This window comes from Proteiniphilum sp. (assembly GCF_040307845.1).
Lineage (GTDB): Bacteria > Bacteroidota > Bacteroidia > Bacteroidales > Dysgonomonadaceae > Proteiniphilum.
Genome location: NZ_JAWRIS010000028.1, coordinates 49716 through 71474, shown reverse-complemented (window position 1 = coordinate 71474; position 21759 = coordinate 49716). Strand labels below are relative to the sequence as shown.

The window sequence follows — 21759 nt, the reverse complement described above, 5'->3', positions numbered from 1 at the left end:
ACCACGGGTGCGGGGACGACGTCCGAGCCAACGAGAACGACCGGCTTTACCTGATTGTTCCAGAGCATGGTCCGAATTACCAACACTTCCAATAGTAGCTTTACATGCCGACAAAATTTTGCGAACTTCACCGGAAGGCATCTTAATAATGGCATAATTCTCTTCACGAGATACCAATTGTGCGAATGTTCCGGCAGAACGTGCCATCTTTGCTCCTTGCCCCGGACGCAATTCAATGTTATGAACTACCGTACCGATAGGGATAACCGACAAGGGAAGAGCATTTCCAACTTCAGGAGCCGCTGTGGGCCCCGACATCACTGAGGTTCCTACTTCAAGGCCGTTGGGAGCAAGGATATACGTTTTTACTCCATCGGCATAATACAACAACGCGATGCGTGCCGAACGGTTTGGATCGTATTCTATGCTTTTTACTACGGCCGGGATACCATCTTTTGTTCTCTTGAAATCGATGATCCTGAAGCGTCTTTTGTGTCCACCGCCAATATTTTTCACGGTCATTTTACCACGATGATTGCGGCCACCCGACGCTCTCTTACCAACCACAAGAGATTTCTCCGGTACACTTGCAGTGATCTTATCAAATGAACCGATAATCTTGTGTCTTTGCCCCGGTGTTGTGGGCTTTAATTTACGTATTGCCATTATTTTTTAGATATTGCTAAATAAATCGATTGTTTCACCTTTCTTCAAGGTGACAATTGCTTTTTTGAAGGATGAGGTACGTCCCTGCACAACGCCCGATTTTGTATACCGGCTTTTCAGCTTACCTTCATACCTCATCGTATTCACGCTTTCTACTTTCACGTTATACAGCGCTTCAACGGCATTTTTAATCTCAACCTTATTAGCAGAAGGCTCCACAATAAAACCGTAACGGTTGTCAAACTTATCCGTTATGGCGGTTTGTTTCTCTGTGAATATGGGTTTTACTATTACACTCATTTCTATTCTCCTTATGCTTTAAACAGGTTATCAATTACAGCTACCGATGATTCCATCATCACCAGATTGGCACAATCCATAATTTTATATGTATTTATGTCTGAAGCTGTTATCACATTGACACCACCCAAATTTCGGGCCGACAAATATACGTTTTTATTTTGATTCGGCAAAACGAAAAGTAGCTTTTTATCAGCGAGTTGCAGTTTTTTTGTCAACTCCACAAATTGCCTGGTCTTAGGGGTATCGAAGGCAAAATCTTCCACCACCACGATGGCGTTATGCTGAGCTTTCAGAGAAAGGGCCGATTTACGTGCCAGCACTTTCACCTTTTTATTCAGTTTGAAACTGTAATCGCGTGGTTTGGGACCAAATACACGGCCGCCACCTACCAGTACGGGCGATTTGATGTCACCACGACGTGCCCCTCCGCTACCCTTCTGGCGGATTAGCTTGCGCGTACTTCCCGCGATCTCACTTCTCTCTTTCGATTTATGCGTACCCTGACGCCGGTTGGCCATATATTGTTTTACATCCAACCAGATAACATGATTATTGGGTTCAATCCCGAAAATGGAATCGTCGAGTGTCACCTTCTTATCTGTTACCTCTCCTTTGATATTATATACGCTTAATTCCATTTTATTTCTCTATTGCTACGATTGAACCTTTGCTTCCCGGAATGGAACCTTTTATCAATAAAAGATTGTGTTCGGGAATTACCTTGATTACCTGCAGGTTCTGAACGGTTACCCGTTCGTTACCCATCTGTCCGGCCATACGGGTTCCCTTGAATACTTTCGCGGGATAAGAGCATGCTCCGATTGAACCGGGGGCACGCAACCTGTTATGCTGACCGTGAGTGGACTGTCCCACACCACCGAAACCATGGCGTTTTACCACACCCTGGAATCCTTTTCCTTTCGATTTCCCGATCACGTCTACATAGACAGTGTCGTTGAAAAGATCTACTTTGATCTCAGATCCGGCTTTGTACTCGTTTCCAAAACCTTTGAACTCGGCCAAGTGTCTCTTGGGGCTTACTCCGGCTTTCTTAAAATGCCCTTTCTCAGCGTTGGGGGTATGCTTGTCTTTTTTGTCTTCAAACCCGAGCTGAATAGCATCGTAACCGTCGTTTTCAACGGTCTTCACCTGAGTCACCACGCAAGGACCTGCTTCGATAACAGTGCATGGGATATTCTTCCCCTCGGCACTGAAAACGGATGTCATTCCGATTTTTCTTCCTAATAATCCTGGCATTTCTCTCTTTTTTTTAGATTCAAGAATCAAGAGCCAAGAGCCAAGACTTTTTGTCTTGCGTCTTGAATCTTTTGTCTTGATTCTTGGTTCTTGGTTCTATTAATCTATTTTATCATACTTTAATCTCAACTTCCACACCACTGGGCAACTCAAGCTTCATCAGTGCATCTACGGTTTTAGCCGTTGAGCTGTAGATGTCGATGAGTCTCTTGAAAGAGGCCAGTTCAAACTGCTCGCGCGATTTCTTATTGACAAACGTGGAGCGGTTCACGGTAAAAATACGCTTGTGCGTGGGCAATGGGATTGGACCACTTACCACGGCACCCGTAGCTTTTACGGTTTTTACGATCTTTTCGGCAGATTTGTCCACCAGGCTATAATCGTAGGATTTCAGTTTAATTCTGATTTTTTGGCTCATAAAATATGTTGCGTAAAGTTTTATTTTTCGAAATAGTTTCTTACTTAATCAAATCCACACGGCCTTTCACTTCTGTCAATACCTGCCGTGCAATAGAAGAAGACACTTCTTCGTAGTGCGAGAACGACATGGTGGATGTGGCACGCCCCGAGGTGATAGTACGCAATGAAGTTACGTAACCGAACATTTCAGAAAGCGGCGTTTTGGCTTTTACCACACGTGCACCGGAACGGTTCGATTCCATTCCCTCCACTTGTCCGCGACGCTTGTTCAGGTCGGAGATCACATCCCCCATACTTTCTTCGGGGGTAACCACCTCTACCTTCATGATCGGCTCCAGCAATACCGGACCTGCTTTTTCCGCAGCAGATTTAAAAGCCTGCATCGCACAGATCTCAAATGAAAGCTGATCGGAGTCAACCGGGTGGTACGAACCATCGATCACGGTCACTTTCAGTTTATCCAACGCATAACCGGCAAGCACGCCATTTTTCATTGCACGCTGGAATCCTTTCTGGATAGAGGGGATATATTCTTTTGGAATGTTACCACCCTTCACTTCATCTACAAACTGTAATTCGCCTTCGAAGTCCTTGTCGGCGGGTTCCACCCGCACGATCATATCGGCATATTTACCACGGCCACCGGTCTGTTTCTTATAGGTCTCACGCAACTCAACCGGTTTGGTGATAGCTTCCTTATAAGATACCTGGGGACGGCCCTGATTGGCTTCTACCTTGAACTCACGTTTCAAGCGGTCGATAATAATCTCGAGGTGAAGTTCACCCATACCTGAGATTACGGTCTGTCCGGTATCTTCGTCAGTTTTTACGGTAAAGGTCGGATCTTCTTCCGCCAGTTTAGCCAAGCCGTTGGAGAGTTTGTCCAGATCCTTCTGTGTTTTGGGCTCTACCGCGATACCAATCACCGGATCGGGGAAGTCAATTGCTTCCAGGATAATGGGATGGCTTTCGTCGCAAAGGGTATCACCTGTACGAATATCTTTAAAACCTACACCGGCACCGATATCTCCGGTACCAATGAAGTCCTTCGGATTCTGTTTGTTGGAGTGCATCTGGAAGAGACGTGAAATACGCTCTTTCTTGCCGGAACGGCTATTATACACATAAGATCCGGCATCCAATTCTCCCGAATACACACGGAAGAAACAGAGACGACCCACATAAGGATCGGTAGCGATCTTGAATGCCAACGCGCACATCGGCTCGTTCGGATCGGGGTGGCGCACCAGTTCCTTGTCGGAATCCTTCGGATCGGTACCGGTAATAGCTTCCGTATCAACAGGGCTGGGCAAATAAGCACAAACCGCATCGAGCAAAGTCTGTACCCCTTTATTTTTGAAAGATGATCCGCAGATCATTGGATTGATCTGCATGGCCAGTGTACCTTTGCGGATAGCTGTCCTGATCTCATCCTCCGTAATGGTGGAAGGATCGTCGAAATATTTTTCCATCAAAGCATCATCACACTCTGCAATGGTTTCGAGCATCTTGTCCCGCCATTCATTGGCCTCATCCTGTAATTCTGCGGGGATATCCACTACATCGTAGTCGGCTCCCATGGTTTCGTCGTGCCAATAGAGCGCTTTCATGGTGACCAGGTCGACCACTCCCTTGAAAGTCTCTTCCGCGCCGATCGGTATCTGGATAGGACACGCATTGGCGCCCAGCATCTCTTTTACCTGACGTACTACGTCGAAGAAATTAGCACCCGATCGGTCCATCTTGTTGACGTAACCGACACGGGGCACTTTATATTTGTCTGCCTGACGCCATACGGTCTCCGACTGCGGTTCCACGCCACCTACGGCGCAGAATGCAGCAACCGCCCCATCGAGCACACGCAGTGAACGTTCAACCTCTACGGTGAAGTCCACGTGTCCCGGGGTGTCAATCAGATTGATTTTATATGTCTTGTCATCATATTTCCAGCTCGTGGTAGTAGCAGCAGAAGTAATGGTAATACCACGTTCCTGCTCCTGTTCCATCCAGTCCATGGTCGCAGCGCCGTCGTGTACCTCTCCGATCTTGTGCGTCAACCCCGTATAAAACAGGATACGTTCGGAGGTGGTAGTCTTACCGGCATCGATATGTGCCATGATACCAATGTTACGAGTGAATTGTAATGCTTCTTTTGAACCCTTAGCCATCTTTTTTACCTTCTATCTTAATTAAAATCTGAAATGGGCAAAAGCACGGTTTGCCTCTGCCATTCTGTGCATGTCTTCTTTACGTTTATAAGCACCACCCTGACTGTTATAAGCATCCACAATTTCGGCAGCCAACTTATCGGCCATCGTCTTTCCTCCTCTTTTGCGAGCATAAAGAATGAGGTTCTTCATTGAAACGGATTCTTTTCTTTCCGGTCTTATTTCGGTAGGAACCTGGAAGGTAGCTCCGCCCACACGGCGAGATTTCACTTCCACTTGGGGGGTAATATTATCGAGAGCGGCTTTCCATACTTCGAGAGCCGGTTTTTCTTCATTAGGCAATTTAGCCTTCACTGTTTCTAATGCGGAATAGAAGATATCATAGGAGGTACTCTTCTTACCGTCATACATAAGGTGGTTAACAAACTTTGTTACCCTTACATCACCAAACACAGGATCAGGAAGAACCTGTCTTTTTTTAGGTTTAGTTTTTCTCATTGCTTAAAAAATTATGTGTTGTTTGGTTGCCTTTGCAAAGTCTTCAACAAATTCCTCCGAATTTATTTACTCAACCCTTCATAAAATAGCGTATCCCAAAAATTCAACAGCGATTCTACATTTTTTTAATTATACTTCACCAACGCAACAGGGGCGGCGTTATTTTTTCTTCGCCGGCGCTGCGGTCTTAGCACCTGGTTTAGGACGCTTAGCGCCGTACTTAGAGCGCCTTTGGGTACGGCCGTTTACACCGGCGGTATCCAAGGTTCCACGCACAATGTGATAACGCACACCTGGAAGGTCTTTTACACGTCCTCCGCGCACCAGCACGATGGAGTGCTCCTGCAGGTTGTGTCCTTCTCCCGGGATGTATGCGTTCACTTCCTTCGAGTTAGTCAAACGTACACGGGCCACCTTTCTCATTGCTGAATTCGGTTTTTTCGGAGTAGTGGTATACACTCTCACACAAACGCCACGACGCTGCGGACAGGAGTCCAATGCGGGCGATTTGCTTTTATCCGTAAGGGTGGTACGTCCCTTTCTTACTAATTGTTGAATTGTAGGCATCTTCTGCTTTCTTTTATCTATTTCAGTTTTTTAATAATTCACTGTCTCACTTATCCTTCACGCTACAGGTATAATATAATACCTTGATTATCATTCAATAACCATTCACTTCACATGAAAAACGGCACAAAATTACAAATAATCAATCAGATGTGCAAGTGTTTCTCGAAATAATTATCATCTTTGCGGACTCAAAAAATATTTTTCACCCGACTGTAACTTTTTGGCTGCTCACCCGTCATTAAATAATGAACATTGATTCTTTCCATACCGTCATCCTCCCAATGAAGGATAAACTCTTCAGGCTTGCATACAGTATTGTAAGAGAACAAGCTGAAGCCGAAGATATCGTGCAGGACGTACTGGTAAAGCTTTGGAGCAAGCGTGATGAATGGAAATACATAGAGAATCTGGAAGCTTATTGTTTTAGAGTCACCAAGAATACATCGCTCGACAGGTTGGCTTCCATGTCAGTGAGAAAGACAAGTGTAATTGATCCCGAAAAAGAAAATATCTTTTTTGTCGATAATTGCTCTCCTCTCAGTGAAATGGAGAGAAAAGAACAGCGTTCAGCCATCGATCAGTGTATTGAGATGCTTTCGGAAAACCAGCGGCTGGTTTTTACCCTCAGGGAAGTGGAAGGGATGAGTTACCGGGAAATAGCGGAAGCACTCGCTATCAGTGAAGATCTGGTAAAAATAAGCCTTCACAGGGCAAGACAAAAAATGAAAGAAATGTTATCGGTATATCACAAATATGAATAGTGAAGAGATACATAGTTTATTAGAGAAATATTGGAGTTGTGAAACATCGCTCCAGGAAGAGAAAGAATTGCAGGCGTTTTTCTCGGACAGTGATTTGGCTGAAGAATTCCGACAATATATTCCTCTCTTTTCTTTTATAAGGGAAGAACAATCGGTGACATTGAGCGACGGCTTCAGCGAGAGATTGCAAAACGTCCTTGACGCGGAAGAAAAAGAACGATATATCACTATTCGTATTTTCAGGCCGTTGTTGCGTATTGCGGTTTCCGTTTTGCTTGTAATAGGGATGGGGGTGAGTCTTTACTTTATCTCCAGGCAGGATAACCGGCCACATTTTGTGGAAACATTCGAAGATCCCAATGCAGCCATGCAACATGCCGCGTATGCCCTTGAAAAATTATCACATGCACTGCGTAAAAGCGAAACAGCTTCGGTAGAAACTATTCAGTTTATCGATGATCTGGATATTGATTGGACTGCCATCGACTCATTAAACAGGATCGATCCGGTTGAAATGGATAGTGTGAAGAATGAAGAGTTAAAAACAAAGAATGAAAAATGAAAAATTAATCGTGAAGAATAATTGGTAATTGGTAATTAATAATTGGTAATTAATAATTTGTAATTAATAATTTGTGCTTCGTCAGAATAAGACAATATATGAGAAAAATATTAGTAATATGGTTTTCCTTCCTTCTCCCCGGTACCCTTCTTGCCGATAATTTCGTGTCGGCATTTATGGATAAATGTGCAGAACCTGAACGGCCACTGAGCAATGTAAATATCGGTAAGGCAATGCTCGAAAAAATGGCGGCAAACACCTATGATGAAGAGTTGAAAAATGCCTTCAAAGAGTTGAACAGCATTCGTATTATAAGTTCAGATAATGTGGATGATTCGAAGTATTACTATCAGAAAGCAACTGAACTGATCAAAGAATCATTCTATGATTATGACGAAGCAGTCTCTCTAACCGAAATGGGATCAAAGATCTCTGTTTGGATGAAAAGGCTGGGAGAGGAAAAACAGGATCTTATACTCATTATGCTCGAGGGTGACGGGAAACTATCCATCATTACGGTTTCGGGAAAGATTGATTTCGATTCCATATCCAAATTGGCGGGCTCGCTTCGAAACGGGCAACAGTTCCCGTAGGGACAATGAATTATCATTTATGGCTTAAAAAATTAAACATATATTAATGGTCTTTTTAAAATAACTTTTTTCTTTTTTATATTTAAACGATGAACAGGCAGCCGAGCGTGAGTTTAGCTGCCTGTTGCTTTAAGATTCCACTACCACCCCGGATTTTGCACCAATCCCGGCGTTCGTTTCAATTCATCCGTCATAATGGGGAACACATAACTTTGCGGCGTTCTGAACACCCGTTCATCGGGAACGACAAACCGCACCATCTTGTACTTTTTCCCATCTACTTCTATTTTGCCTCCGGGATCTACCACGGGCCTCATTCCATGCGACCAATGCTTTATTAAAAAAGGAAAATTCTGAATTACTAAAAAAGAATCAATAAAAATTACGCCTGCCTGTTGTTATTCATGAATTGATGTGCCAGCAAAACCGTGTTTTTCAGGTATTCATATTCCAATTCGAAGCACTCGGAGAAAATTTCCGTACCCATATTATCTTCAATCTGTGAAGCTGTCCAGAGTTTGCCCCCTTGTAATTGCAGACTGCTGAAGACCGTTTCATCCTCAATAGCAGACACATAGAGAAATACCAGACGTTTGGTTATTTCATTTTCAAATGTATATTTCAACAAAAAACGAAGGGGAATATCGTTACCGCCCCATTCCTTTTTGATACTGTTCTGCAAAGTCTCATCCACATTGTCATTGAATTGCATATATTTCTCAAACGGATAATCCAGCTTTCCGGGATTCAACAACCGGCTCTGATCCCGTTCCTGTAAGTAAATTCTTCCTTTGTAGATCAATGCCAGACGCACTACCGGATGCATGAACTTATTCTTGAGGTCTTTCGTAATTGATTTTGCCACCCTTCCCGTTACATCCCCCTTCTCGGTTACTACGGGTAACCACTCTTCCTGGAACAATTTCTTATCCAGGATATATAATCGGACAGTCTCCATGGTCATGATTATCAACAATAAGACCTGGCATACAACCACCATGGCAGCACTACTCACAAAACGGACTTCAGCGGCATCGAACAGATAAAATGCCAGCACCAGAAGAAGGTGTATCGATAATGCGTATTGTGTTTGGAAAGCAACCCTCAGTGACTCCTTCAGATAATTCTTCAATATCAGGTTACGTCCCTTGGCAATCCGTGTGATGATTTTTCCTCTCGAAAACCGCATAACAATAAGGGATATCACAAAAATAATCTCTACAATCGCAAAACGGTTAAAGGCGGGCAATCGCGGGAAGACAGCAAAAGAAAATAATAACGCAATGGCAAATGTAATAATGGAAATATCATAAATAAGGCGGCTGTACTTCTTCACTGCAATATATCCAACAACAGACAAAGCCAGCGCAATGCCTGTTGCGATACGGGGATCCGCATACAATATCAAAATTGAAAAAACAAACATCGATACAAGTCCGAATGCCGGATTCCTTAATATTCTTTGCATATTGGAAAAGTAAGCCATAAAGCGCCTCTTTTGTACATTCATTACGCTACAAAAGATACAATCTAACCGTAAAAACCCTTTGATGATGATCCTATCTCACTCACTCTCTCTTGAAACACTTCCAATAATAACAACAAAACGGCCTTTTTGTTTAGCCATAAAAGACGCTCACTAAAGTTAGTCGTTTTTTCGCTATGGCATAATTCAGTAAACTTAGTTGTTTTCTATGCTCAACATAGCCAAAACAGGTTTTGTCTCTGTATTCGCTTATCGAGAACATCCAAACAAGTTTGTCTTCTGCTCATTTAGCTTGACAAAAACATTGCCGAATGGTGTTTCACCATTCGGCAACAAATTCCTGAAAATTAACAAAGGGAGGAAGTAGAATTATTAGAGGTTCCGTTTGAAATGATCGATTACCCTTTCATAAAGGTATTTCCTTGCATTTTCTCCTCTGATAGAATGGTCTTTATCAGGGAAAAAGAACATATCGAAATGTTTGCCCGCCTCGATCAGGGCGCGCGTGTATTCCACAGAGTTCTGGAAATGCACATTGTCGTCGGCCATTCCATGTATCAACAAAAGGTTGCCTTCCAACCGGTTCGCAAGTGCAATGGGCGATCCATTGTCGTATCCCTGTTTATTCTGCTGGGGGGTACGCATAAACCGCTCGGTGTAGATAGTGTCGTAGAACCGATAGTCGGTCACCGGCGCTATGGCTACCCCCGCTTTAAAGATACCGTTTCCACGACTCATACTCATCAGGACATTATATCCTCCATAACTCCATCCCCAAATACCGATACCCTTTTCATCAATATAAGGCAATGAAGCGAGATAACGGGCGGCGGCAACCTGGTCATCTGATTCCTTTATTCCCAAATTCAGATAGGTGCTCTTACGGAATTCTTCGCCCCGTGCGCCGGTACCCCGGCCATCCACACAAGCCACTAAAATACCTTCATTCAACAATGCATAATACCAGTCGGCACTGTATCGGTCCAACACTTCTTGCGAATTAGGACCGCTATACTGGATCATCACTACGGGATACTTCCGGTTAGGATCAAAACTATAGGGTTTCAATATCCATCCGTTCAGGCGGGTTATCCCATCGGCAGCCGTTACGGTAATGTATTCTCTCTTGGGAAACTGTGCGGAAGCTACTTTGGCACGGACAGCCTGGTTGTCTTCCAACACCCGCAATTGCTTTCCGTTTCCATCGTGCAAGGTGATCATCATGGGAGTATTGGCATCCGACCAGCGGTTCACAAAATATTTACCTTGTCGGCTGAAGGAGGCACTGTTATAACCTGTTAACTGCGACAATTTCTGGGGTTGCCCCTTGTTTATATTCACCTTATAGATATTACGTTTTAAGGGCGACTCATCGGCGGCCTCATAGAAAACCGTTTCGGTTTGTTCGTCCACTGCCAGAAGTGCCGTCACATCGTAATTGCCGGTGGTGAGTTGTTTCTGTAACGTACCTGAAATGCCATACATATAAATATGGCTGTAGCCATCTTTCTCTGACACGTAGGTAAAGTGGTCTTTCAGGAAATGGATCGAGTCAAACCATTCCGAATCGATATAATATTTGCTTTCTTCCCTCAGCACCAATTTTGAAACTGTAGAGCGGGGACTGGCAAAATACATGTCGAACCTGTTCTGATCCCGGTTCAGTGTCATCACCGCCAGTTGGTCAGGATCGTATGTGAACTTGATACGGGGTATATATCCGTCTGCATCCAACGGCACATGTAAGGTGCGTGTCGTACGCGCCTCTATATCGAACACGCGACACTCAACCGTGGAATTGGATTCTCCCGGTTTGGGATATTTAAAGGGATAGAAACCGGGATATAACTGTTTATCAAAAGTCTGGAAAGAGAACTCCTTCACTGCCGACTCGTCGGTACGCACAAAGGCCAGTTGCCGGTTATCGGGCGAAAACTCCATCAAGCGGGTGGTTGCGAATTCTTCCTCATATACCCAGTCGGTTGCCCCGTTGATCACTTTATTTTTCTCCCCGTCCCTGGTTACCTGCGACTCGGTATCAAAGTCGAACTTTGTCAGCCAGATATTATTTTCTATCACGTAAGCCACCATCTTGCCGTCAGGAGAAAAAGTAGGAATCATCTGTTTCGAGGGTTGTTCCGACAGCTTCCTTACCATGTTGCGACGTACATCATGATAGTAATAGTTAGCACGGAAAGAATGACGATAGATCTGCTCCCGGTCCCTGTAGACCAATACCCGGTTCTCGTCGGGACTTACTAAAAACCCTTCAAAACTATCAAAGGTGCAGTTCCGCGCCGTGCGCGTATTGAACAGGGTGTCCACCGCTTCTCCGGAAGCATACGCATATTTGATCACTGCAGTTTGCTGTGGATCGGTCTGGTAGAAGTGCATTCCGTCTTCCGATGACACCATCGTTTTTATACCCCGGGGAGCAAATTCACTACCCAGCAGACTTTCCAATGTATAGCGTTGCGCCGATACCGAGACCACACTTGCTATCACAATAGTTGTTGTTACTATAACTTTACATAGAAACTTTTTCATCGATCTTATCTTATAATTATTCGAAGTGCAAATATAATTCTTTTCAACCATCAACCAAAGGTACTGACGTTGCTCAATCTCCATCTTGATTCTTATCTAATTTTGACAAAGTTACGAAAAGAGCGAGGCTTTTCACATATTTTTTTGTATTTTCGGCAAAAATTTCGGCGGATTAGCCCCATTGGCACATTTAACTACACTTCGTTCCGTTGAACGTTGTTTGTCACATTAAATATATGGAATCAGAAGAAAAGAAAATTACAGAATTGCCCGAGAACGCTTATCGGGAACTGAAACCGGGAGAAGAGTACAAGCCGGTACTTCCTTCCGACCGACCGGTAACAGAAGTAACTTCCTGGTCAATAGGTATGGGATTATTAATGGCGGTTATTTTTTCGGCCGCGGCAGCCTATTCTGGCCTGAAGATCGGTCAGGTTTTCGAAGCGGCCATCCCTATCTCCATCATTGCCGTAGGCGCATCGGCTGCCTTCCGGAAGAAAAATGCGCTGGGGCAGAATGTCATTATCCAGTCCATCGGCGCATCCTCCGGGGTGATTGTTGCCGGAGCGGTCTTCACCATTCCGGGACTTTATATCCTGCAAGCCAAATACCCCGACATCCAGATCAACTTCTGGCAGATATTCTTTTCATCACTGTTGGGAGGATTCCTGGGAATTCTCTTCCTTATCCCCTTCCGTAAGTATTTTGTAAAAGATATGCACGGGAAATTGCCATTTCCTGAAGCTACAGCCACCACCGAGATTCTGATGACCGGGGAGAAGGGTGGTAACAAAGCAAAACTATTGGTTACCAGCGGACTTATCGGAGGGTTGTTCGACTTCTGTTTCTCTGCTTTCCGCCTTTGGAGCGAAGAGATTACCACCCGTATCATCCCGGCCGGCGCCCTATTGGCCGAGAAATTCAAGATGGTACTTAAATTCAACGTGAGCGCCCTTATCTTCAGTTTCGGTTATCTGGTGGGATTGCGGTATGCCCTGATCATTGTCGTAGGCTCCCTACTCTCCTGGCTGGTACTGATTCCACTGGTAAATGAAATCGGTACGCTGACCGCAGCCTTGAGCGGGGGTGTGAATCCGTTCGCCGCGATGTCGGCAGAAGCCATCTTCGCAGAATATGTACGTCCAATTGGGATTGGTGCCATCGCGATGGCGGGGATTATCGGCATTATCAAATCGGCCGGCGTGATTGGCAGTGCATTTAAATTGGCTACGGCCAAAAAAGTGACAGGTGCCACAGGAGCAGCAGACGTAAAACGCACCAATCGCGACCTGAAAATGTCGTTCGTGATGCTATTCCTGTTTTTAACCCTGATTGCCGTATTTATCTTCCTGATTATCGGTGTGAAAATTACACTTGTACAAGCTATCGTAGCCCTGATCACCATCACCGTGATTTCGTTCCTGTTCACCACTGTGGCAGCCAACGCCATTGCTATTGTAGGATCAAATCCCGTATCGGGAATGACATTGATGACATTGATCCTCTCGTCGGTGATCTTAGTTGCCGTGGGACTGGAAGGCTGGCAGGGAATGGTGAGCGGATTGATCATAGGTGGTATTGTTTGTACCGCACTTTCCATGGCCGGTGGTTTTGTCACCGACCTGAAGATTGGTTATTGGATCGGAACTACTCCCGCAAAACAGGAATCATACAAGTTCCTCGGAACACTGGTATCTGCTGCCACTGTGGGTGCGGTCATCTTTATCCTGAACGAAGCATACGGTTTCGTAGCTACACCTGAGCATCCCAACCCGATGGTAGCACCGCAAGCCAATGCCATGGCGGCTATTATAGAACCGCTGATGGCCGGTAGCGGCGTCAGTTGGATGTTGCTCGGTATCGGCGCGGTAATCGCTGTACTTGTAAATTGGCTGGGCGTACCGCCTTTGGCCTTTGCCCTGGGTATGTTTATCCCGCTCCAACTGAATACGCCCCTTGTGGTGGGTGGATTGCTCAACCACTGGATCAACAATAAGAAAGGCATCGACAGACAGTTGGCCAATGCACGCCACCAGCGCGCTATCCTGATCTCTTCCGGATTCATCGCGGGTGCAGCCCTCTTTGGCGTATTAGGTGCGCTGATCATATTTATCACGGGTGACGGTAACGCGCTTAACTTCAACCTATGGAGCGATCCAAGCGGTACAGGTGCGCAAATCACTGCGCTCGTCGCCTTCATCGGGCTGATTGCCTACTTCATCTGGGAAACCCAGCGGGCGAAGAGAGAGGATTAATTGAAGTGATGAGGTGATGATTCGTTGATGTGATGATGCAATTGATGTGATGATGCAATTTTTCACTATTAACTTTTAGTTCTTAATTCTTAACTAACATACAGACAGATGATGAAAATTTTCAGACAAATAAAAACAATCCTGTTGGCCGTAATTGTAGCGTCAGTTGTTTCCTGTACGCCGACACAGCAGGATAAGGGGGATGAGAAGGATTTCACGCAATATGTAAATCCCTTTATCGGGACGGCTTTTACCGGACATACTTTTCCCGGTGCCACATATCCGTTAGGGATGATGCAGCCGGGACCTGAGACAGGCAATTTCTCCTGGGACTACTGTTCCGGTTATGTATATGATGATGACCGTATCACCGGTTTTACCCAAAACCGGCTGAACGGTACGGGTGGAATCGACCTGGGTGACTTGCTGATGCAGCCTTTCTCGGGAGAAAAAAGGGACGATCTGAGTAGCGGTTTCGACAAGGCTACCGAGAAAGCCTCACCGGGTTACTATGCAGTGGAATTGAACGATAACGGAGTAAATGTAGAGATTACCACCGCTCCCCATGTGGCTTTCCATCGCTATACTTTCACAGAGGGCGAACCGGCCAACCTGCTGGTGGATTTTCAGAGCGGATTGGTGTGGACTGCAGACCGCCTCTTTACCCATATCCTCGACAATGAGGTCACATTCGAAAGCGACCGGATGATTACCGGATGGACGCACCGTCGTGAATGGGTGGAACGGACTTATTATTTCGCCATAGAATTCGACAAACCGATTATATCCTCTGAACAACTCGAACCGAGAGACCCAAGGGAAAAAGCGCCCCGCCATATCCTGACCTTCGATATGCAGGACGACCCTACCTTGCAGATGAAAATCGCCATGTCCACCACCGGCGTGGAAGGTGCGAAGAAAAATCTTGCCGCAGAAGTAAACGGATGGGATTTCAACGAAGTGCACCAGAATGCGAAAGAGGCATGGAACAACTATCTTTCGCGGGTAGAGATAGAAGGGACACAAGATGATAAGGTGAACTTCTATACTTCCATCTACCATCTTTATATACAACCCAATAACATTGCCGATGTGGATGGGCGCTATGTGGGACCCAGCCGGGAAATTGCACAATCGACCACAGGGAAGCACTACTCCACCCTTTCGCAGTGGGACACTTTCCGGGCAGCCTTCCCCATGTACACCATCCTCAGCCCCGAGATCATTTCCGACTTAGTCAATACCTTCGTCGATTACAGCGTACAAAAAGGGCACCTCCCCATCTGGGCCCTGATGGGACAGGAAACCTATACCATGATAAGTAATCATTCTATCTCCATGATCGTAGATGCTTACCTCAAAGGGTTCGACGGATTCGATGCGGAAAGAGCATACGGGGAGATCAAAAAAACAATTACTGAAAGTAATCATTACAAATCAGACTGGGAAATTTATGACCAATATGGTTATTATCCTTTCGACCTGATTAAGGTTGAGTCGGTTTCCCGCACCCTGGAATGTGGATTCAGTGACTATGCTGCTGCACAGATGGCAAAAAAACTGGGAAAAACGGAAGATTACGAATTCTTTATGAAACGGGCAGGCTATTATAGCAACCTGTTCGACAAGGAAACCGGCACCATGCGCCCCAAGGACTCCAAAGGAGAATGGCTCTCTCCTTTCGATCCCTATGCACTGGCACACGCCGACTCGCAGGTGGGAGGCCACTATACCGAAGCCAATGCGTTGCAATATACCTGGCATGTGTTACAGGATATCCCCGGCCTGATTGAACTGATGGGAGGAAAAGAAGCAGCCGGAAAACTGCTTGATTACCTCTTCAATACCACCCAGGAATCATCGAACCAACTCTCCGACGTAACCGGCCTTATCGGACAATACGCACATGGCAATGAACCGAGCCATCACATTGCTTATATCTATTCTTTCCTCGACCGGCCGGAAGAAACCCAACGGTTGATACGCCGGATCACTACCGATTTCTACCAGAACAAACCGGATGGACTGATCGGCAATGACGATTGTGGACAGATGTCGGCATGGTACATGTTCTCCGCGATGGGCTTCTATCCGATGAATCCGGTAAGCGGCGAACTGGTTATCGGTGCTCCGCAGATTCCCAAAGCCGTCATCCATGTAGGCGATGGAAAACGCTTCACCATGGAGGCAAAGAATCTTTCGAAGGAAAATATGTATGTAGAGAAAGTAGAGTTGAACGGACAGCCTTACGATAGGAAATTCATCACGTACGATGATATCATCAACGGCAGCACATTGGTGTTTTACATGACAAACAGTCCGAAAAAATAAAAGAGAAGAAGCTATAACAGGCTTAACGTGAAAAAATAGAGGGACGTATGATTGCCATGCGTTTCTCTATTTTTTTATACAATCGGCACATAGGCCTTCCACGACAACAAACACCTCCTTAGATATAAAACCTTTGGGCAGTTCCGCATCAAAGTGCGTTACGCCATCCAGACACAATACCTCATCACATTTCTCACAATGAAAATGAGAATGCAACTTATCGTCTTCGTGATGATGCCTGTTCAACGCATATTTCACCGTGTTGTCGTTCAGCACAATACGATGGATAATCCCCCGGTCTTCCAATGTCTTCAGGGTCCTGTACAAGGTAACCCGGTCGAACAGGTCGGGGTATGACTCCTTCAACTCATTTTCCGACATCGCCGCTTCATTTTTCAGCAGCTCTCCAAGAATATACTTCCTGCAGCCGGTATTTTTTAAATCGTGGGCATGTAAAATCTCTTCTACCGTCATAATGCAACAACACGTCAATTGATATTGGACTACGAATGTACAGCTATTTTGGCTATATTCTATGTTTTTTACGCAAAAAAACATTATTGCATCATTGTTGCAATTGAATATTTTGTATATTTGCAAAGTTTTTCAATTCATAGATAGACTCGGATGAAATTTTGTTTATTCATACTAATCGTCATTTTCCTGTGCGGCAAATCAGCCGCTCAATCCACAGAGCCACAGCCGACTTCGGAACAATATCACTTATCCCGCCAGCCACAACAGCCTGACACAATCGGCAGAGGTATACCGAATGAAGATGGCGAGGCCATAGAATTAGACGAAGTGGTCGTACGAGGTGACCGTATACGAAACATACAAATGAAGTCTGCAGAGAATATTGTCCATATCGACAAATCCTATATAGAAGCCAACTTTTCGGGAAGCCTGATGCAAAGCCTGGAGAAAATACCCGGGGTAAGGGCGATGACCATCGGATCGGGACAGTCAAAGCCTGCTATCCGCGGCCTCGGGTTTAACCGGATGATCGTGACTGAAAACGGGATAAAGCACGAGGGGCAGCAATGGGGCGAAGACCACGGGCTGGAGATAGACCAGTTCTCAGTGGATGAGGTGGAAATTATAAAAGGGCCGGGATCTCTTCTGTATGGCTCGGACGCTATTGGCGGAGTGATCCAGCTTCGTAATAGTTATATTCCCACAGGAAAAGCCGAGGGCAATATCAACCTCTACGGAAGAAGCAACAACGGGTCGATGGGAGTTTCGGGACAGGCCGGCGGGCGGTTCAACAAGTGGTATTACAAAGTAAACGCCACCTATATGGATTATGCAGACTATAAAGTGCCGGCCGACAGCATACAATATTACTCTTATCATATTCAATTAAAGAATCGTCGTTTACGGAATACTGCGGGTAGAGACCGGAATGCCGGAGCCACACTGGGTTTCGTCGGAAACAGCTTCCGTACCCGCCTGCTGGTTTCGAATATCAATGCCCGGAGCGGTTTCTTCGCCGATGCGCACGGATTAGAAGTGAGGCTATCTGATATAGATTACGACAAATCTTCCAGGGATATCGACCTGCCCTATCATTCTGTTAACCACTTCAAATTAGTCAATAATTCGGCATGGCGTACCGGCAGCATCACCTGGGAAAGCAATATAGGATTCCAGAAGAATCTCAGGAAAGAATTCTCCGAACCGGTGTCGCATGGATACATGCCGATACCTCCCAACGCATTGGAACGTCAATTCGACAAAAGCACCTATACCGCCTCTGCCCTTGTCAGGATGCCGGTGAAGGATCGGATCAGCCTGCAATCGGGGCTTTCGATGGAGCACCAGGACAATGAAAGGGGTGGATGGGGATTTGTGATCCCTGATTTTCGCACGACCAGCATGGGGTTGTTTGTCTATGGTCGGTACCATATTTCAGACAATTTGATCCTCAGTTCGGGTATACGCGGCGATAAAGTAAGCGTGCATATCGATAGTTACCGGGACTGGTATGAAACACCCGATGAGGATGGCAACCCGGTATACAAAGAACGGGCATCCGATTTACGAAAAACATTCGACAGTTTCACATGGTCGGCAGGAGTAAATTACCAACAGGACAAATGGATGCTGAAGGCCCATATCGGCAAAAGTTTCCGGGCACCTACTCCCAAGGAATTGGGTTCAGACGGGGTAAATTATCATATCTTCCGCTATGAGAAAGGGGATAAAAGCCTGAAGGCAGAAGAGTCCTACCAGGCTGACTTGGGAATCAGCCGGCAAAACCATATGCTGACAATCCGATGGGAACCCTTCTTGAATTACTTTCCCAATTATATCTACCTGAACCCCACTCCGGAGTATTACGAAGGACTACAGATGTATCACTATGCACAGGCAAAGGTGATCCGCTATGGTTTTGAAACGGATGTGGAGTTACGCATCACCCGGCAACTCACCCTGGGAATGCAAGCGGAATACCTGTATGCAAAACAACTTTCAGGAGACAAAAAAGGGTATTCCCTCCCTTTTTCACCACCCTGGTCAACCAACTTCAGTATCGGTTATCATCCGGGAAAAGGATTGCTCGGTGTCGACGGGGATATACTATTGGAGTACAAGGTAACCGGCGCACAAAACAGGATTGTTCCCCCGGAAGAGAAAACGGAAGGCTACCAACTGCTCAACCTGTCGTTGGGACGTAGCTGGCCGGTAAAGGGAAACAGCATCAAATTACGGTTACAGGCACAGAACCTGTTGAACAAAAGATATTTTGATCATACCGGGTTTTACCGGTTGATTGATGTTCCCGAACCGGGGCGAAATATTTCGGTCTTCCTGGGATTTAGTTTTTAATGAATCGAATATTTGGTTGAAACTAAATCGGAGACCTATAGATATTTTGTGGGGACCCATTGTTCGCAATGAGCGTACAAAGAGTCGTTAGCGAAGCGACTTCAACTCTTGTAGCGAATAAGGACTAAAATGGGTCACAAAATATCGGCAGTCGGATGATTTAGTTTCAATCATCATAATTATAAACCATTTAAAATTTTATTCGTATGAACAGAAAATTATTCCTGGGAGCAATGCTCCTTCTCAGCGCTAACGCCCTATTTTTCTCCTCCTGTGAGGATGATAACGATAAGCCTTTGTTGCCTATGGTCAAAATCACCGAAGTGGGTTCCGGGCATTCGAATGACGGAATTGGATACGCCGGCTCAGACGTACATATTAATGCCGAGATTATCGCCGAAGGGTTGATCGAAAGTATTACGGCAGAAATTCATCAGGAGGATGGAAATTTTGAATTCCAGGAAGTGTATACTGACGCCAAAGGCTTAAAAAATACCACATTCCATAAGCATCTGGATATTCCTGAAGAAGCACCGGAAGGTGAATACCATCTACATCTGGTCGTCAAAGACCAACAGGGTCAAACCGGTATGGATGAAGCACACCTGATCATAAAACCGGCGTCCGACAATGAAGATGATGGAGATGACCACGATCATTCTCACTAATTGAAAAATCGGCGTATGGTCACCGGTCTTATCGTTGGCCATACGCTTTAAAAAGACAATATATGATCCGTAAAACATTATTTTACCTTGCCGTCTTTTTGTGGCTGCTCTCATGCAGCCAGGATGATGATCTCGATATGGAGAAGCCGGTGATCGACATGAACGGTGCATTGGCATTTCCTTTGACCTGCGATGTAGTATACAGGGGGGAGAGTTTTACCTTTAAAGCGCTTTTTACCGATAATGAGGAATTAGGGAATTACAATATCGAAATCCATAACAATTTCGATCATCACTCCCATAGCACCGATGATGTGGAGTGTGAACCGGATGAGAAGAAAAATCCTGTAAAACCTTTTATTTACAATAAGGATTTTAGCATTCCCTCGGGGTTGGTCTCTTATGAAGCCGAGAACAATATCTTTGTTCCCGAAGATGTAGACACCGGTGATTACCACTTTATGGTACGGCTGACCGACAAATCAGGCTGGCAACAACTGAAAGCCGTCGGTATAAAAATAAGGGACCGGAATTAATAGAGGGAGGGCTCCTCCATATATTTTACCGGCACTACTGCAAGGCTTTATAGAACTGCAATTCGCTGTGTAACCGTTCTATTTGCGATTGTAAGGATCGCACTCTTTCCAGCATGTTGCGGAGCGCATCGATGCCGGGCACATTGATGTCCATCTCGTAGTGCCACCGGATAAACTGCTCCAGGTCGGAAAGGTCGTCGTATTCTATAAACCTATTGTCATCCTGGTCAATTACATGAATCAGTCCCACGTCGCTGAGCGATTCAATAAACGACTCTTCTATTTCATAGATCCTCAGACATTCGCTATATAGTAATCTGTTTCCACTCATGATTTCCTGATTTTTGATAATTCGGTGAATAGCTCTTTTTCTCTGTCAGAAAGGTGTTCAGGCAGATGCACTTTCAGTGTCACATACAAATCACCGAAACGTCCGTCTTTCTTATACAAGGGAAATCCTTTACCCTTTAGCCGCAATCTGGCATTGGGTTGGGTACCCGGCTTAATGGTCATTTTCACCTGTCCGTCAATGGTATTGATCATTGCCTCTCCCCCCAACACGGCCGTATAGAGTTCGATGGAGGCATCGGCGTACAGATCATCTCCCAGACGTTTAAAGACAGGATCATCCTCAATGGTGAAGGTGATATAGAGATCGCCGTTGGGACCTCCATTTATACCCGGTTGCCCGTATCCAGCCAGTTTGATCTTCTGTCCGTCGGCCACACCCGCAGGAATAGTGATACGCACATTCTTCCCGTCGATCGACAAAGTCTGCTGGTGCGTTTGCATGGCTTGACGAAGCGTCAGGCGCAATTCCGACTGATAGTCCGCCCCTTTGAACCTGTTACGGCCCCCTCCTCCGGCCCGCCGGCTGCTAAAACCGCTGCCGAACATGGAATGAAAAAAGTCCGAGAAATCATCATCCGAGAAATCACCTTCGGTATAGAAAGTCTGCCCGCCCTGACTGCTCCATTGCTGTTGACGGTGACCCTGCTGCTGTTGCTGCCGGTATTGCTGCTCCGCTTTTTCATACTCTTCGCCATGCTTCCAGTTCTCGCCGTACTTGTCATACTTGGCACGCTTTTCCGGATCGCTCAACACCTCATTAGCTTCATTCAGTTCCTGGAATTTTTTCTGTGCTTCCTTGTCATTTGGATTCAGGTCGGGGTGTAACTTACGCGCCAGCTTGCGGTAAGCTTTCTTGATATCATCTGCCGACGCATTCCTGTCGACTCCCAAAATCTTGTAATAATCAATATATGCCATTTTTCTTGCGTATTGAAAAACAGCCCTATACCTAAAT

Annotated in this window: 22 protein-coding genes; 8 read left to right on the top strand and 14 right to left on the bottom strand. The window is 45.5% G+C overall.

The annotated features are described in order from the left end of the window. From rplB to rpsL, 8 genes are all read right to left on the bottom strand, one after another. The coding region (gene rplB, locus ABV001_RS07225) for a 50S ribosomal protein L2 (protein WP_352422170.1) at positions 1–666 on the bottom strand (666 nt) is incomplete at its 3' end. Between the two features lie 6 nt (positions 667–672). Next, a complete protein-coding gene (rplW, locus tag ABV001_RS07220; protein ID WP_352422169.1) occupies positions 673–966 on the bottom strand; it encodes a 50S ribosomal protein L23 in 294 nt (97 codons plus the stop codon). 11 nt (positions 967–977) lie between these two features. Continuing rightward, complete coding sequence (gene rplD / locus ABV001_RS07215) at positions 978–1607, bottom strand: 50S ribosomal protein L4 (RefSeq protein WP_352422168.1); 630 nt, start codon at positions 1605–1607, stop codon at positions 978–980. Between the two features lies 1 nt (position 1608). Beyond that, positions 1609–2226 (bottom strand): 50S ribosomal protein L3, encoded by a 618-nt coding sequence (rplC, locus tag ABV001_RS07210; RefSeq protein WP_352422167.1) that lies wholly within the window; start codon positions 2224–2226, stop codon positions 1609–1611. Between the two features lie 112 nt (positions 2227–2338). Beyond that, the gene (gene rpsJ, locus ABV001_RS07205) at positions 2339–2644 is read right to left on the bottom strand and encodes a 30S ribosomal protein S10 (RefSeq protein WP_019541341.1); all 306 of its coding nucleotides are present in this window, start codon (positions 2642–2644) and stop codon (positions 2339–2341) included. A gap of 40 nt (positions 2645–2684) precedes the next feature. Continuing rightward, positions 2685–4814: an elongation factor G gene (fusA, locus tag ABV001_RS07200; protein WP_352422166.1), complete on the bottom strand. Its 2130-nt coding sequence runs from the start codon at positions 4812–4814 to the stop codon at positions 2685–2687. 21 nt (positions 4815–4835) lie between these two features. Beyond that, the gene (gene rpsG / locus ABV001_RS07195; RefSeq protein WP_323424566.1) at positions 4836–5312 is read right to left on the bottom strand and encodes a 30S ribosomal protein S7; all 477 of its coding nucleotides are present in this window, start codon (positions 5310–5312) and stop codon (positions 4836–4838) included. A gap of 159 nt (positions 5313–5471) precedes the next feature. Continuing rightward, positions 5472–5879 (bottom strand): 30S ribosomal protein S12, encoded by a 408-nt coding sequence (gene rpsL / locus ABV001_RS07190; RefSeq protein ID WP_323424565.1) that lies wholly within the window; start codon positions 5877–5879, stop codon positions 5472–5474. 248 nt (positions 5880–6127) lie between these two features. On the opposite strand from rpsL, the gene ABV001_RS07185 reads away from it, so the two are divergent. The 3 genes from ABV001_RS07185 (at position 6128) to ABV001_RS07175 (ending at position 7798) form a co-directional block, all read left to right on the top strand. Then, positions 6128–6643, top strand: coding sequence for a GFO_1088 family ECF-type sigma factor (locus ABV001_RS07185; protein WP_352422165.1), 516 nt, complete (start codon positions 6128–6130; stop codon positions 6641–6643). Continuing rightward, positions 6636–7205 carry a PG0215 family putative anti-sigma factor gene (locus ABV001_RS07180; RefSeq protein ID WP_352422164.1) on the top strand — a complete coding sequence of 190 codons (570 nt, stop codon included), beginning with the start codon at positions 6636–6638 and terminating at the stop codon, positions 7203–7205. Before ABV001_RS07185 ends, ABV001_RS07180 begins: the two co-directional genes overlap by 8 nt. Before the next feature lie 98 nt (positions 7206–7303). Next, positions 7304–7798: a DUF4252 domain-containing protein gene (locus ABV001_RS07175; protein WP_352422163.1), complete on the top strand. Its 495-nt coding sequence runs from the start codon at positions 7304–7306 to the stop codon at positions 7796–7798. Positions 7799–7938: 140 nt separating this feature from the next. Here the strand turns inward: ABV001_RS07175 and ABV001_RS07170 are convergent, their stop codons facing one another. From ABV001_RS07170 to ABV001_RS07160, 3 genes are all read right to left on the bottom strand, one after another. Continuing rightward, a complete protein-coding gene (locus ABV001_RS07170; RefSeq protein ID WP_352422162.1) occupies positions 7939–8115 on the bottom strand; it encodes a RagB/SusD family nutrient uptake outer membrane protein in 177 nt (58 codons plus the stop codon). 65 nt (positions 8116–8180) lie between these two features. After that, positions 8181–9284, bottom strand: a complete 1104-nt coding sequence (locus ABV001_RS07165) for an NUDIX hydrolase (RefSeq protein ID WP_352422161.1) — start codon at positions 9282–9284, stop codon at positions 8181–8183. 372 nt (positions 9285–9656) lie between these two features. Continuing rightward, positions 9657–11831, bottom strand: coding sequence for a S9 family peptidase (locus ABV001_RS07160; RefSeq protein WP_352422160.1), 2175 nt, complete (start codon positions 11829–11831; stop codon positions 9657–9659). Between the two features lie 236 nt (positions 11832–12067). Here ABV001_RS07160 and ABV001_RS07155 point away from each other — a divergent pair, with 236 nt between their 5' ends. Together ABV001_RS07155 and ABV001_RS07150 are read left to right on the top strand one after the other, a co-directional pair. Continuing rightward, a complete protein-coding gene (locus ABV001_RS07155; RefSeq protein WP_352422159.1) occupies positions 12068–14086 on the top strand; it encodes an OPT family oligopeptide transporter in 2019 nt (672 codons plus the stop codon). 111 nt (positions 14087–14197) lie between these two features. Further along, on the top strand, positions 14198–16417 hold the full coding sequence (locus ABV001_RS07150) for a GH92 family glycosyl hydrolase (protein WP_352422171.1): 2220 nt from the start codon (positions 14198–14200) through the stop codon (positions 16415–16417). A gap of 66 nt (positions 16418–16483) precedes the next feature. Here ABV001_RS07150 and ABV001_RS07145 read toward each other — a convergent pair whose 3' ends face one another. Then, positions 16484–16891 (bottom strand): Fur family transcriptional regulator, encoded by a 408-nt coding sequence (locus ABV001_RS07145; RefSeq protein ID WP_352422158.1) that lies wholly within the window; start codon positions 16889–16891, stop codon positions 16484–16486. A 153-nt stretch (positions 16892–17044) separates the two neighbouring features. Between ABV001_RS07145 and ABV001_RS07140 the strand changes: the two genes are divergently transcribed. From ABV001_RS07140 to ABV001_RS07130, 3 genes are all read left to right on the top strand, one after another. After that, positions 17045–19249: a TonB-dependent receptor gene (locus tag ABV001_RS07140; protein WP_352422157.1), complete on the top strand. Its 2205-nt coding sequence runs from the start codon at positions 17045–17047 to the stop codon at positions 19247–19249. Positions 19250–19455: 206 nt separating this feature from the next. Next, positions 19456–19917, top strand: coding sequence for a DUF4625 domain-containing protein (locus ABV001_RS07135; RefSeq protein ID WP_352422156.1), 462 nt, complete (start codon positions 19456–19458; stop codon positions 19915–19917). A 62-nt stretch (positions 19918–19979) separates the two neighbouring features. Then, positions 19980–20453 (top strand): DUF4625 domain-containing protein, encoded by a 474-nt coding sequence (locus tag ABV001_RS07130; protein WP_294083620.1) that lies wholly within the window; start codon positions 19980–19982, stop codon positions 20451–20453. A gap of 34 nt (positions 20454–20487) precedes the next feature. Here the strand turns inward: ABV001_RS07130 and ABV001_RS07125 are convergent, their stop codons facing one another. Then, entirely contained in the window at positions 20488–20784 is a 297-nt protein-coding gene (locus ABV001_RS07125; protein WP_294083618.1) for a chaperone modulator CbpM, read from the bottom strand. Then, positions 20781–21722, bottom strand: coding sequence for a DnaJ C-terminal domain-containing protein (locus tag ABV001_RS07120; protein WP_294083616.1), 942 nt, complete (start codon positions 21720–21722; stop codon positions 20781–20783). Before ABV001_RS07120 ends, ABV001_RS07125 begins: the two co-directional genes overlap by 4 nt. Positions 21723–21759 lie beyond the last annotated feature (37 nt).